Annotated in this window: 8 protein-coding genes; 1 reads left to right on the top strand and 7 read right to left on the bottom strand. The window is 55.6% G+C overall.

Annotation, left to right across the window (positions count from 1 at the left end; all coding sequences use genetic code 11):
* Nucleotides 1–158 precede the first annotated feature (158 nt).
* The 4 genes from preA to FD38_RS05650 all read right to left on the bottom strand — a co-directional run bounded on the left by preA (nt 159) and on the right by FD38_RS05650 (nt 10,561).
* Nucleotides 159–1,427, bottom strand: coding sequence for an NAD-dependent dihydropyrimidine dehydrogenase subunit PreA (gene preA, locus FD38_RS05665; protein WP_057732159.1), 1,269 nt, complete (start codon nt 1,425–1,427; stop codon nt 159–161).
* Nucleotides 1,420–2,655 carry an FAD-dependent oxidoreductase gene (locus FD38_RS05660; protein ID WP_057732157.1) on the bottom strand — a complete coding sequence of 412 codons (1,236 nt, stop codon included), beginning with the start codon at nt 2,653–2,655 and terminating at the stop codon, nt 1,420–1,422. The genes preA and FD38_RS05660 overlap by 8 nt, the downstream gene beginning before the upstream one ends.
* A gap of 540 nt (nt 2,656–3,195) precedes the next feature.
* The gene (gene addA / locus FD38_RS05655; RefSeq protein WP_057732155.1) at nt 3,196–6,969 is read right to left on the bottom strand and encodes a helicase-exonuclease AddAB subunit AddA; all 3,774 of its coding nucleotides are present in this window, start codon (nt 6,967–6,969) and stop codon (nt 3,196–3,198) included.
* Nucleotides 6,962–10,561 (bottom strand): PD-(D/E)XK nuclease family protein, encoded by a 3,600-nt coding sequence (locus FD38_RS05650; RefSeq protein WP_057732153.1) that lies wholly within the window; start codon nt 10,559–10,561, stop codon nt 6,962–6,964. Before FD38_RS05650 ends, addA begins: the two co-directional genes overlap by 8 nt.
* A 189-nt stretch (nt 10,562–10,750) precedes the next feature.
* On the opposite strand from FD38_RS05650, the gene FD38_RS05645 reads away from it, so the two are divergent.
* Nucleotides 10,751–11,887, top strand: coding sequence for an ArgE/DapE family deacylase (locus FD38_RS05645; protein ID WP_057732152.1), 1,137 nt, complete (start codon nt 10,751–10,753; stop codon nt 11,885–11,887).
* 80 nt (nt 11,888–11,967) lie between these two features.
* Here FD38_RS05645 and FD38_RS05640 read toward each other — a convergent pair whose 3' ends face one another.
* The 3 genes from FD38_RS05640 to FD38_RS05630 form a co-directional block, all read right to left on the bottom strand.
* Nucleotides 11,968–12,993 (bottom strand): polysaccharide deacetylase family protein, encoded by a 1,026-nt coding sequence (locus FD38_RS05640; RefSeq protein ID WP_147007847.1) that lies wholly within the window; start codon nt 12,991–12,993, stop codon nt 11,968–11,970.
* 460 nt (nt 12,994–13,453) lie between these two features.
* Entirely contained in the window at nt 13,454–13,819 is a 366-nt protein-coding gene (locus FD38_RS05635; protein ID WP_057732150.1) for a hypothetical protein, read from the bottom strand.
* Between the two features lie 99 nt (nt 13,820–13,918).
* Complete coding sequence (locus FD38_RS05630; protein ID WP_057732148.1) at nt 13,919–14,521, bottom strand: SDR family oxidoreductase; 603 nt, start codon at nt 14,519–14,521, stop codon at nt 13,919–13,921.
* Between the last annotated feature and the right edge of the window lie 135 nt (nt 14,522–14,656).

Below are 14,656 nucleotides of genomic sequence, written 5' to 3'. Positions count from 1 at the left end.
GGGGCTTCAAATCGTGCCCGCAGGCGTTCCAGCCCCTGAGCGCCGGAAGGCGACCAATTTTATCTCAATTCAATCCAAACAAAAGACCCGCCCCGGTGCGATTAGCCGGTGCGGGTCTTTCGTATAAGTTTGTTCAATGTTGCTTAGGTGTCGATTGACTAGTGGGTCAAACGAACAGATTCAATATCAATGTCTTCAACGTTACCTTGCCGGCCCGGTTTCATCTCAATCTTCCCGGTCGAGATGGCGCCCACTGGGCAGACCAGGTTACACAACTGGCAGCCGACACACTTGCTGTAGTCGACGGATGGCCGCCGGGTCTTTTCGTCCCAGGTGATGGCTTGGTGCGCCCCGTCGAAACAGGAGATGAAGCACCGGCCACAGCCGATACACTTGTCCCAGTCGATCTTCGGGTAAACCTTGTAGTCCCGGTCCAGGTCTTCGGCGGGCAGGATGTTCTTGTTGGCAATCCCCACCAGGTCGGACAGGTGGTCGACACCCTGTTCTTCCATGTAGTGCATCAACCCGTTCTTCATGTCTTCAACGATCCGGTACCCGTATTGCATGACCGCGGTCGTGACCTGTAACGTCGTGGAGCCCAAGAGGATGAATTCAACGGCGTCTTCCCAGGTTTCAATCCCACCAATCCCGGAGATTGGCAATTGTTCCATGCCGGCAGCGACCCGCAGTTGTTGGATGAACCGCAGAGCGATTGGCTTGACGGCCTTCCCGGAGAATCCGGAAATGGAAGACTTGCCGTTAACGATTGGTAAGGCGACCTTCTTGTCGAGGTCCAGGTTGGCCACGGACTTCACGGTGTTGATCGTGGCAATCCCATCGGCCCCACCATCCATGGCGGCCTTCGCAGCCGGTACCATGTCGGTGATGTTTGGCGTCATCTTGGCCATCATTGGCAGGTCGGACCCGCGCTTAACGGCCGCACAGTACTTCTTGACCAACGCTGGATTGGTCCCCACGTCGGACCCCATGGCGTGCGAGGTCATTTGTGGGCAGGACAGGTTCATTTCGATCATGTCCGCGCCGGCTTCGGTGACTAACCGAGCCAGTTCTACCCAGTCGTCTTCGTTGGTCCCCATGATGGAGGCGATGACGATCTTGTTCGGGTAGTTCTTCTTCAACTTGGTCAAATCATCCAGGTTTTCTTGCAATGGATGTTCGGCGATCTGTTCCATGTTCTTGAATCCCACGAACGGGGTCCCTTCCTTGGTCAGTTCGTCAAACCGCGGCGACACTTCGTCGATCTTGAAGTGTTCCGGGCCGATGGTCTTGAAGACCACGCCACCCCAGCCTTCATCGAAGGCCTTGGCACACATTTCGTAACAGTTGTCAACCGGTGAGGAGGACAGGCAGAACGGGTTTTCGAAATGCACGCCCAGAAAGTCAATTCCTAAATCTTTATTAATCATTTTGGCGACCTCCCATTAACGTCTTGTCGATTTCTTCAGCAACTTCCTTACCCTTCCGAACGGCCCAAACGACGGTCTTGTCGCCGTGCGCGATATCGCCCGTGACGTAAACCTTCGGATCTTGGGTTTGGTAACCGATGAATGGGACTTCGCCGCGCTTGGTGGTGATGCCTAAGCCGTCGGTGTTGACCTGTTGGCCAATGGCTAAGATGACCTTGTCGGCCTTGATCTTCATTTCGGCATCGATCTTCCGGTGCTTGAAGGTCACTTCGTTGCCGGTCATCGATTCGGGCACGTAGCCGTCGACGATGGTGACACCGGCCTTTTGGGTCCCGGCGAGTTCCTTCTTGGAAGCCCGGAATTCGGCAAATTCTTCGTAGACCATGTCGGTCACGTGCTTAACGCCTAAGCGCTTCAACGTGGTGGACACATCCATGGCCACGTCCCCACCACCGACAACGACGACGTTATCGGGTTCGGTGACTTCGCCCTTAGCGTCCTTGACGCGGGCCAAGAAGTCCACGGCCGTTTCGACGTTGGCTTGGTCGTCAAACATAGGTAACATCTTGGCTTCACTGGCCCCCACGGCTAAGATCACGGAATCGTAATCGGCCTTCAATTGGTCCATAGTGATGTCGCTGCCAATGGCGGTGTTCAGGTGTAAGGTGGCGCCCAAATCGGTGATCCGCTTGATTTCGTAGTCCACGATGTTTTGCGGTAACCGGTATTCCGGAATCCCGTAGGTCAGGTAACCACCGGGCTTGGTGTTCTTTTCGTAAATGTCGACCGCGTAACCCTTTTCGAGTAAGGTCGTGGCGGATTGTAACCCGGCAGGACCACTCCCGACGATGGCGATCTTCAGGCCGTTAGACTTGCCCTTTTCCAAGATCTTCATCCCGGCTTGTTGTTCAAAGTCGGTGACGTAACGTTGAATCCCACCGATATCGATTGGCACATCAATCCCACTCCGGGAGCAGGCCAGTTCACAGTATTTTTCGGTGGGGCAAACGCGGGCACAGATGGCACCTAACGCGTTGTTTTCCCGAATGGTTTCGGCAGCGCCCTTAATGTTCCGGAAACGCACGCTGCGGATGAAGCGGGCTGGATCGGTGCCGGCCGGGCAGGCTTTGGTACACGGGGCATCGTGACAGAGAAGGCAACGGGCGGCTTCTTCGGCGACCGTAGTCATGGTGTAACCCGAATCTTCTTTCGTATAATTATTGCTCATGATAGATTGGCTCCTCACTTTAAAAAGATAGGGTAACGCAACAGAAAACTTTTCCGGTTCGCTCGTGGTTAAGTGATGTCTAGTGGAATAATAGCTGAAGTGGTGAACCGGTCTTGCTTTACATGAGGAAGTTTAGCAGAAGCGCTTTCAACGCGCCAAAGCCCCGGTGATCCTGCCGAACGTTTTAAGGGAATTGCCTTATTAGTTAAACTACTATTTTTGTTCCTAGTTCAAATCCTTTTGCGCATAAAATTTCTGATGAAAATATACTATTTTATATAGATGCCAGCGAATGTGGCCGGTGACCTGCTTTTTCACCCGCATTTTGATGAGTTAAAATTTCACATTCTTTCGGGCATGCCTCAAATTAAATTAAATATACTATTTTGGCATAAAATACTGCGTATATTTCCTGGTTCTCACCCTGCAGAGGCCGGTAAATCCCCAGCACAAATTGACTTTGATCACCTGTCTAGCTGGATTCAAAAAGGCGATTTTCCACCCGTTATCAGGGGAAAATCGCCTTTAGATTATTTACTATTAGTCGGTTTGTAAGGGTTTCGGGGCGACCGCCACCAATTTACCAATCTCTAAGAGATACAGGTATTGGTGCAAAATCGGTTGTCCGGTCATCTGTTGGAGCGCGAGGGCGTACAGGTTGACCTGACCAGCGTACCGGTCGACCAACTTGGCCACGCCGGCCTGCTGGTCGCGGCTGTTGACGTGGTCGGTCTTGTAGTCAAACAGGATCAAACCGTCGGGGGTCGTCAAATAACCATCGACGATCCCGTGGACCAGGACCTGCGACTCCCGTTCCTGAAAGTCGCGGAACAAGCTTTTGGCCGGCATCAATAACGAGAACGGCACTTCTCTGTGGAGTTGATCGGGATGCGCCAGAATCGCCTGCCCCACCGGCGTGGCGTAGAATTGCAGAATCGCCTGAGGGTCGATCCGCTGTGCCACCTCGGCCGTTAAGACCTTACCGGCGACCAGTCGATCAATCAACGCCTGAATCCGTTCCACCGTGGGAAGCGTCGTGACGTCTAATTGCTGCAAAACCAAGTGGGTCGCCGTCCCGATTTCGGTCGGTAAGGGCGCCCGCACGGTCTGCAGGAATTCGGGCCGGGCAAAGTCGTGACTTACGTACCGCCGACCGGCTTGGCCCGTGGGCGTAGTTTGGCTTTCCGCCATCAGCGCCCTGTCGGGTTCCTCGAAGAGCCGTTTGGCTTCCGAAACGGATTGGTAGGCCGTGGTCACGGTCGCCGCCTGGTGCGGATACTGAAAGGCCATGACTTGCTGCAAGGCGGCATCGTCGACCGGCGTGACGGTCAGCTGATCGGCTGCCGCTTGCGCTTGGTCCAACCAGTCCATCTGGGTCGTGGCGACCGGTTCGCTAGGGGCGAGGTCGGCCGCCGTGGCAAAGGTCACCCCAAAGTGGGTCGGATCACCCGCCAACGGGCTAATGGCCGCGTGGTCTTCCTGCCAGTCCTGTTTTTGGGCTTGCGGCGTTCTGATCAGGCACATCCCCACCCAGTCTAGGTAGTTAGCCACCGTCGACTTTTCCCGCATGGTCGCGGGTAAGACCAGGTCCTCGGATTGAAAGGCCTGACTCCAGGTGGTCAGCGCTTGTTCGCGGCTCTTGGCCGACCCCACGATGTAGAGTCGCGCCTCCGCCCGCGTTAACGCCACGTAGAGTTTTCGCATTTCTTCGGCCAGACTGGCCCGACTAATGGCTTGCGCCGTCAGAAGTTTTTGGAGGCTCGGTGTCTTGACCCGGGTGCGGGTGTTGAGGTAGTCGATGCCGATACCGTCCTTCCCACTAAGGACGTAATTGCCCTGTTGGTCCTGACGGTTGAATTGCCGCGACGCATCCATCAAGAAGACTACCGGAAATTCCAGTCCTTTACTCCCGTGAATAGTCATCACGGACACCGCGTTGGTCGCCGTTTGCACGTTCGCACTGGCCAAGTCGTCGTCGCGTTCCTGGAGTCGTTCCACGAACCGTACGAACTGGAATAACCCCTTGAAACTACTGTGTTCGTAAGTTTGGGCCCGTTCGTAGAGGGCGTGCAGGTTGGCCTGCCGTTGAGCTCCCGCGGGCATCCCCCCGACGTAGTCCAGAAAGCCCGTCTCCTGGTAAATTCGCCAGATCAACGTGACTAGCTGGTTCTGTTGGGCAATGTCGCGAAATTCCCGGAGTTGTTCCAAGAAATGACTGATCTTACGGTAAACGGTCGCCTGCATGTCACTACTCTGGTGGTCGTTATAGGTTTGCTGGAAATGCAAGACCGCCTGGAAATAGTCGCCCGTGCGCTGGTTGATGCGGAGCAGGGCCAGTTCGTTTTCGTTAAGCCCCACGATGGGTGACCGGAGCACGGCCGCCAGCGGGATATCCTGATACGGGTTGTCAATAATTCGCAGCAAGGCCATCATGATCTGGATTTCGGTGGTCTTGAAATAGTTCTGCGCGTCGTTGACCACCACGGGAATGTCTAACCGGCGTAATTCATCGGTAATGATCAGGTTGTTGGTCCGCGTCGGCGTCAATAGCGTGATGTCGCGGTACTCGATGGGCCGGGTCACCTTCGCGTCCCGGTCGTAAATCGGGGTCTTGGCCGCGATCAGTTCCTGAATCTTCTTCCCGGTCAATAAGACCTCGCCCTGGTGTTTGTCGTCGACCTGGAAGGTGGCATCCATGGCCTCGCCATCGTCGGCCGACGTGGGTTCGTCACTGAGGTAGACCAGCAATTCGGCCGTACTCTGCACGTCAGCGGGGTAGTAGGTCGCCCCAAACTTCAGCAAAGCGTCGCCCGTATAGGCCACCTCACCCAGTTCACGGTTCATTAACTGTTTAAACACGAGGTTGGTGAAGTCGTCGACGTTTTCCATCGACCGGAAGTTTTCGGCCAACGTGATGGTGCGGCCGGCCTGCGCGTCGGTCGCATACCGATCGGCCTTGTCCATGAACAGCGTGGGGTCGGCCTGCCGGAAACGGTAGATGGACTGTTTGACGTCCCCCACCATGAAGCGGTTCCCCGTCGGCGCGGGTTGGGCGATCGCCGTAAGAATGGCTTCCTGCAGACTGTTGGTATCCTGGTATTCATCGACCATGATTTCGGCGTACTGGTCGCGCATCTGGTCGCGGACGTGCTGCGAATCCGGGGTGTCCTGGCTTAAAATTTCTAGGGCCGCATGTTCCACGTCCGCAAAGTCCAAGACGTGCCGCCGGAATTTCTCCTGGAGGTAGGCGTCCCGATAGGCGCTGACCACCCGGGCCAATTCGGTGACCAATTCCTTGGACGCTTGCATGGTCGCCCGCACATCCGTTTCGTTCTGAAGGAAGTAGGTTTCTAGTAACGTCTTCCACTGTTTCCGCGCGGGGTCGTAGTAGGTCTTCTTGAGGTCGTCGAGGACCGGGCGGTTTTCGTCGGTCTTGCCGACCGGTGGCATCCGCCCCCACTTGAAGCTCTGAACGCGGTCACGCAGGTCGTTCCACTGACTATTAGCCAGTTCGGCAATCAGCTGATCCCACGCCTCGCACAGGTCGGCCAAGTGGTCCGCCGGTTTCACCAAGCCCACGTTCTCGGCCATCTCCTGGGCACTCGCCAGGTCAGCACGAATCTGTTTGAACTGGTCGGCCAATAACGGTTGGAGCTGCGTTTGGTAGAAGCGACTCGCTGTGAGTTGGTCGGTCTCCAGTTGATAGGCCTGCGGTAACGCCGCCAGCCAAGCCTTAGGGTCTGGGGCCGCGTCGGCAAAGGTGTAAACGCGTTGGACCAATTCCGTTAACCCGTCATCGTTGCGGTCCCCGGAGAAGTTTTCCGTCAACCGGGCAAACTGGCCGTCTTGGTCGTCAGCGTAAAGTTGCTCGCGCAGGTCCGTCCAGACCTCGTCACGCAACAAGCTACTTTCGGTGTTGTCGGCGAGTAACCGGAAGACCGGATCGTAATCGATGACGTAGTAGTATCGTTGCAGGACGCGTAAACAAAAGGCATCCAGCGTACTGATGTCGGCGACCGGAAGCAGGTTCAGTTGTCGCAGATAAAATTGTTGCCGCTGACTGTTCCCCTGCGTCGCCGCGAGTTCCTGCCGCAAGGCGGTTTGAATTCGGTCGCGCATTTCGGCCGCGGCGGCCTTGGTAAAGGTCACGATGAGGATGTGGTCGATCCCGGTTCCGCCCTTGAGGCGTTCGATGACCCGTTGGACCAGTACCCGCGTCTTCCCGGACCCCGCCGAAGCGGAAACTAACAAATCAGTTCCCTCTTGGTGAATGGCCTGGTCCTGACTCGGCGTAAATTGAAAATGACTACTCATGGTTGTCCCCCTTTGCGACCTGCCGCTTGGCGATTTCGGCCTGAATGAGTTTCAAGACCTCGTCACGCTTCAGCGGCTGTAAATCGTGGTAACTGTTTTCTTGAAGTAACGGGTCAAACTGCATGATCGCTTTATACGGCGAATACTGCAACGCCGTCTTGTTCTGTTCGCGCACCGGACTTAAATCGACCTTCCCCGCAAAAATCTGCGTGGCGGCCTGTTGAATCAAGTATTCCGTGTGTGCCAGCAAATCGTCGAGTTCTTCTGGTGTGACCAGTAATTTACTACTCGACGTGAAGCCCTTAGACGTTTTGCGCAGGCCCTGGAAGAGTTGGGAATAGTCGTTTTTCGTCTGGAAGAGTTCCTCGACGTTTTCCAAGAATTCTTCATCTTCCAATAACAAGCCCTGGTAACGCTCGGCCTTCAGGAGGTCGAGTAACGGGTTATTGGGGTCCTTGACCGCGGCGGCCTTCAAGATTGGGTCCTGGAGGTGCAGGTAAACTGCCCCGGCCAGGTTAGCCGTGGTGGCGGGAACGCCGATTTCATTGGCAAAATTCTGCTTCACGGCGTCCAGGTAGGTCAGCATCTGCATGGCCTGCCCGTAATAGGCGTCTTGGAAACTAAACTGGTGCGGCGAACTCTTGTAGTCCACGATCCCCAGGTAGGTCTTGTCGTTAACATCGAGTTGGTCCAACCGGTCGATGCGCCCCCGCACGCTGACCTGGCGGTGATTAGCCAGGTCAAAGGTCAATGGTGCCCAACCGTGCTGGTCGCCCATCCCGAACTGAACTTCCGTCTTGCGCGGTCGTAACGGGGTCCGTTGGCTTTGTTGTTGCAGAGTCCAGGCCATTCGTTGCATGGTCTTGATCAGTTGCGTGCGAATATACCCCATCCGTTCCGAACTCTCCAGGATCGCAAACTGCGGATTCTGGGTCACGTCGAGGACCTTGGCCACGGCCTCGTCGGTCATCTCACGGAGTTGGTCGTCATCCAGGTCCTTCAGGTTCAACTTCTGGTCCTTGACCATCTTGATCAGGTCGTCCAGCGTGGCGTGGAAGAATTCCCCGGTACTGGCCGGTGAGAGTTCGAAAACGTCCCGCTCCTGCAACCGCAACCCGTATTTCAAGAAGTAGGCGTACGGGTTCGCGTAATATTCCTCCAACTTGGAGATTGAGGTATTGATCTTGGTCCCGTAAAGTTGCGTCACGATATCGGGCGTCAGCTGGGTCGGCACGTTGCGGTATTGCAGGCTGCCCAGTAACTTAGTGGTCAGGCCACCGTACTGCGGATCTTGACGCAACCGGGTCATGATGGCTAACCAGTTAGCGGCCAGGGGCTGATTCTCCAACTGACTGGCGTGGCTGGCCTGAACCAGGTGTCGCAGCGTGGTCCGCCGGGTACCCACGAAGGCTTGGACGTCGTGCCCATCGGCGGCCGGCGTGGTGTTGACCGTGGTCACCGGCAACTGGAAATGGTCCCGAATCCGGGCCAGATACGGCGAGATTTGCAGGTCGGCTTCCCCGTCGTTCGTCGCCGGATAGCTGAAGATTAGTTGCTCACTGCCACTCAAGAAGCCCAGGTAATTCAGGTAGGGTTCTCCCGCCAGCTGGGTCGCGGCGTCATCGCGCAGGTACGCCCCTTCGTCGGCGGCTTGCAACTGGGCGCTGAGTTCCTGCCGATCGGTATCGGCCAGCAACGTGGCGGGTACCTGGTTGTCTGGCATGGTATCGGCCGTGGCCCCCATCAGAAAGGTCACCTTGCGATTGTTGGCCTGCACGATCCCGCTTTCGGACACCATGACCTGGTCCAGCGTGGACGGGATCTGACTGAATTTCGCGCCGGTAAAGCCAGCCTGTAACAGGGCCTGAAAGTCGGTCTGGTCAAAGGCTAGGTCGCCTAAAATCGCGTGGCATTCGTCGAGCATCTGGCAGAAGGTCTGCCAGGTCTGTTCCGGCTGACCCGCCAAGGTCAAGTCCTGGTTGGCAATCGCTTGATCGCGCCAATTCATCAATTGGTCGGCGACCCCGTGATTGGCCAAGAATTGGTAGAGAATCGTGGCCGCATCCGTATAAGTCTTGGCGTGTTTCAAGGCCGCGAAAAACGGCGGAAGCGTCTGGCCGATGAAGTGCCGAATCACGTTGATTTGCCGGGTGATGGCAAGGTCCTTGGTGGTCTGCACGGTGTCGTCTCCCGGCGTGAAGCGGGTATATTGCCAATCGTCGGGTTGAGTCCAGCGCCGTTGCCCCTCGAACCCCGTCTTCAACACGAAGTTTTCGGTCAGCGCAACGGCCTGCCGATAGGTTTCCAGGTCGATCGGTTGGCCGTCGGCGTCTCGTGGTAATAATAACGCCGTCTTCAAGACCCGAAAAACGTCGCTGTAACGGTAGTTTCGCCGTTGAACATCGAAAAGCGCGTTGATCAGTTCCACGAAGGGGTGGTCGGCCATCTGCACGTCCGCGTCGTCAAAGTACGGAATCTCTTGCATGCTAAAGATGGGGTCGATCACGGTCTGATAGGCGTCTAGGTGCCGCGTCAGAATCAAGAAATCGTGATAGCGGTACTTGCCGGTGGCAACCATCCGGCGAATCAGATTAGCAATGTGGGCCACTTCACCGTAACGGTTCGGCGCCTCAAATAGCCGTAGCTCCTGCGGTACCGTGGTCGCGGGTGCCGGTTGGGCCCCAATCGTGTTACTGGTCTGCCAGTAATCGTCTAAGGCCAATAAGTCGGCCGATACCCGGGGCGTCTGGGCCCGTTGGTCGACCTGAACGGCTACGTGGTTGGCCCGCGCGTTGACGTAGAGTTGGTGGTAAAGTTTGCCCGACTGGAAAAATAGGTCGGTCACCGGCGGCAACTCCTGCGGATAGGCACGATCTAGGTTCAACGCGATGGTCACGCTGGCCGCCTGCTGAATCAAGACGGTGACCAGGTTGCGTTCCTGGGCGCTAAGCTGCGAAAAGCCTTCCAAATAAAAGTGGGCGTGGCTTAAATCGACCTGGGTCAGGTAGTCAGCCAACTGGTTCAAGAGGTCCGTGTTGGCCACGTATTTTCCCTGCATCTGCGTCTCAAAGGCCGCATAGATCACCAGCAGGTCGTGGAGCTTAGCCTGTAAGTCCGCACTCCCCGGTGCTAACCGGTCGATGGCGGCGGTCAGGTCGCTAGCCGTGACTTGGCCGACCCGCAGTTCAGAAAGTTGCGCGGTCAACTGGCTGATGAAGCCGGGCCGGGTCACCTCACCGCGAAAGATGGTCAGCTCGTCGGCGTGACTTTGAATGATCTGGTAGATCAACATGTTCAACCCCGCCGGTGAGATCCGGGGAAGTTGGTAGACGGGTTCATTTTTCATGAAGAACCAGGCCAAACGGGTAAACGAAAAGACCTGGACCTGCGTCTGGGCGAACAGCGGTTGGTCTGGGGCTAAGCGCTGTTGTAACGCGCGCAACACGTCCACTTCGGTTTCAAACTTGATATGGTTGGGCACCAGGTAATAACACTGGTCCGTGGGCTGGTCGGTCAAATGCTGGGCCATGGCCGTAATCATGGGTGTGCGGTGATCGCGGCCCGCACTGCCTAAAACAAACTGTAAACTCATGTGATGAGGAACCTCCCCTATCTGACTGTCGTTGATTCTATTCTAGCATAGCGCTCGCAGTAAGCAAACATACGTTCGTTTAAATGAAAGGCAAATGGCAATCTTTTCCAACTTTTTACACACCACCGCCAACAAGCGTGCTAAACTGGAGACAATATTAAAATATGATGAGAAAGCCGGCTTAACTTTATGCAAAAGAACGAACAAATTCAAATCCTGCAACACCTAGTCAGTCTAAACTCCGTGAACGGCAACGAGGCCGCCGTGGCCAGTTATATTCAAAAACTGTTTGCCAACCACGGCATCGAGAGCAAGATCATTCCTTACGCGCCCGACCGGAGTAACCTGGTCGCCGAAATCGGGACTGGCGATAAAGTGCTGGCCTTATCCGGTCACCTGGACACCGTGGCGACGGGTGATCCCGCTCAATGGCAATTCCCGCCGTTTGACGCGCACATCGAAGGTAACCAGCTTTACGGTCGGGGTGCCGCGGACATGAAGAGTGGATTGGCCGCCATGATCATCACCTTCATCACGTTGGCCGACCAACCCAACGCACTCAACGGCCGCTTACGCTTCATCGGGACCGTGGGAGAAGAAAATGGGGCCATGGGCTCACGGATGTTGACGGAACAAGGCGTTGCCGACGACCTAGACGGCATGGTCATCGGGGAACCTACCGGCGGCAATATCGTTTACGCGCACAACGGGTCGTTGAACTACCACGTCTTCTGCCAAGGGAAGGGCGCCCACAGTTCCATGCCGGAAAAGGGCATCAACGCTATCACCAACCTGATCAAGTTCGTCACGGCCGAAGCTACCGCCTTTGACGACGCCCCGGTCAGTCCTGAATTAGGGCCGCTGGTCCACAACGTCACGGTCTTTGATGGTGGCGAACAGGTCAACAGCATCCCCGCCAACGCCGAACTTCAAGGTAACATTCGGCCAATTCCGGAATTCGACAACGCCGCCGTCATCAAGCGGCTCAACGAAGTCGTCGACAAGTTAAACGCCGAGACCAAGGCCACCCTGAAGTTACACGTCGACTACAGCTTCAAGCCCATCATTAGCGACCAAAGTGAACCCCTGATTCAACTGACCAAGCAGATTGCCGACGCCGAATTCGGTCACCCCATCAAACTCGAAGTCATCCACGGGGCCACCGACGCTTCCGAATTTACCAAATCGGCGCACGCCTTCCCGGTCATGGTTTACGGTGCCGGTGAATGGTCCGCCGCCCACGCGTTGAACGAATCCGTCGATCTCGACCAATTCATCCACGTGCAACACGTTTACCAACAGTTAGCCGAAAAGTTCTTAGCCTAACACTGACTCACCATGTCTATAATACAAAAGCAGCTCGTCATCATTTGGCGAACTGCTTTTTTTCTTAAAATAATTTCAATTTATTTGCCGGCGGTCCGGTAATCGTGTTGCCCGAAATACTGCAAGCCGGGTAAGGCTTGTTGGTCTAACAACTGGCCGACCGTGACGAAATGGTAACCCTTGGCCTTCAACTTATGGATGATGGTCGGCACCGCCGCCACGGATTGGGCGTGAATGTCGTGCATCAAGATGATCGACCCGCTACGGGTGGCACTGACCACGGACTGAATGTCCTTCTTCGTGTTCAGGTAAGCCCAATCGCGCGAATCCACGGACCAACGAATGATGGGTTGCTCGATTGCCCGCCCCTCAGCGGCCGTGATGTTCCCGTACGGTGGCCGGACGTATTCCGGTAACTGCCCCGTGGCCTTGTAAATCGCCTGGTTCGTGCGGTTGACCTGACTGACCGTCTTGGCCGTGCCGATGGCGTTAAAGTCGGGATGGTTCCACGAGTGGTTACCCAGCTCGTTGCCCCCGGCAAGGACGGCACGCGAAACCTTCGGGTAGCGGCTGACGCTTTGCCCCACTTCAAAGAAGGTGGCGTGGACCTTGTTGGCCTTTAACGTCTTCAACAGGCGCGGCGTCAAGGTTGGGTCCGGCCCATCGTCAAAGGTTAAGGCCACGACCTTTTTAGTCTTCAGTGGCGTTACCCGGTTGGCCTTCGGCAGGTACTTGTTCAGGACCTTCCCCTGGAGTTGCTTGTACGGAATCGTGATGTGCTTAACCTTAAAACTGTTCGGCAATAAGTTCATCTTGACCCCGTCCTTGGTCAGGGTCGCCTTCTTGGCCATGTTGTGTGGCAACTTGACCTTGTAGACGGCAGCGACCTTACTGCTCTTCGCGTGAGTGGCGGTCAAAATTTCCTGCCGCGCGGCCTGACGAATTGCTGCCAACCGGTGTGGATTATGGTTGGTTAATTGACTAAACGTGACCACCTTGTTCGTGGTCTTCGCCTTCGCTTGCGCCGCCGTGGTCCCTAGTCCGGTTAACCCCACCACGGCCGCAACGGCCACCAGTCCGGTGACCCAACGTGTTGCATATCGCATAACGATCCCCTCCTCAAAAATTCTTAGTATCCCCATAACTTAGTTTCAGTTTAGCAGGTTTTCTCCTAAACGGGGTGGTTAACGCTGTTTGAATTTTAGGGGCTTCCCGTACGTGCGTGATTCACTGAACGACCCGGTCACGTTAGCGGTGTGGGGGAACCACCGTTTACAGTTTCTACCATAGTCAGGTTGGACGGCGGCTGGACACACTTAGCGCTTCTGGCGGCACCGAAACGTGTCCCTACCGGGCAACTGGTTCCGCTTAACGTCGTTGGCATTTCAGCCCCGGCTTTCTTCTTAGATTGCCGAAACGTGTCCCTATCGGGCAGCCCGCTCCGCTTAACGTCATCAGAGAAAAAATCCAAACCCAGGATTTTCTCCCCAACGACGTTAATGCTCGCCAGTTAACCGCCCTTCGGAACACTCTTGCATAAAAAAGGCACCCGACCTGGTCGGCTGCCTAGTTGTCTGCGTCATCGGGTGCGTTTTCCGCCTGGTGATTTTCTCTTAACACGTCGTTGGTACAATCTTCCAGATCCGCCAATACGTCCGCATTGTCCTGCTGTTGCGCCGCTAAATTCTCCGCGACCGCCCAGCGGGCCAACGTATCCGTGATGGGCACGATATCTTGAATGATCACCATCTGCGCGTCATTTTGATGTTGCTCTTGAATCGTTCGGAAACTTTCAAAGTCCGTAATCAACCGCAACACCTTGCCCGTTTGCTTCTCCACAGATTGGAAAATCACAAAGTGCGATTTCTGATTAGCTTCGTCGATGCGCTCCCGCACAATCTGTAATTGTTGATCGTTGATGTCTAAAGCCACTATCTTCACCCCCACGTCCTTTATTCTAACAAAGAACCGTCCTGATTAACCGCAATTATATCGCAAATCCGGCAAAGTGGCGCCACCCTTTTTGTTTCCTTAACAAATTGCCAGTGATTGGTAGTCGTGACCGCCGTTGAGCAGCAACTCACCGGCTACTCGCGCCACTGTTTCACGTGAAACAGTTCCTGCGGGGACCGGTTGGCCCTCGGCAATAATCTTAGGCGTGGCCGCCGGTGCGTCGGTGAGCGTCACCGGGCGCAAAATCGTATACGGGAACTCGGCTTCATCGACCTGCTTCGCCGCGTAACGTTGCTGGTTCAGGTACTCCTTTACGTCGGTAATGCCGGGATATTCCAAGTCGCCCGTCACCTCTTGATCGACCCCCGCCGTGCTCAGCATGACGAACCGAGTCAACGGTAGCTGCTGGCGGTACTGAGTATCGAACAGCGCTTCGAAGGCCCAGTCAACGTCCATCCCCGTCAGTGCCGAGAACACCACCGGACGGTCCTGTAACGCGGGACCATAGGTAACTGCTTTATGCAGGTCTCCCGTTAGATCGGTCACCTGGTCCGCCAGGTCGGCCGGTAACTGTGTCGTTGCGCCGTGTAAGTAACGCACCGTGGTGTCCGGTTGGTTGACCAGTTGTCGGGCCACGGCCACGCCGATCGGTGTCGCTCCCAGAATTAAATAAGTTGTCATCCTCATCGCTCCTATCTTGCTTCCCAGTGTACCAGAAACCCCGGGGGTGCGAAAACATCCGGACAAATCTTTTGAGATATTCCCGTCCCAGACGAATTCGGTTATAATGGCTTTAGGATCTTGAATCCGTTTTCA

Source organism: Levilactobacillus zymae DSM 19395, assembly GCF_001434115.1.
GTDB lineage: Bacteria > Bacillota > Bacilli > Lactobacillales > Lactobacillaceae > Levilactobacillus > Levilactobacillus zymae.
This window is presented reverse-complemented; position numbering and strand designations above follow the sequence as displayed.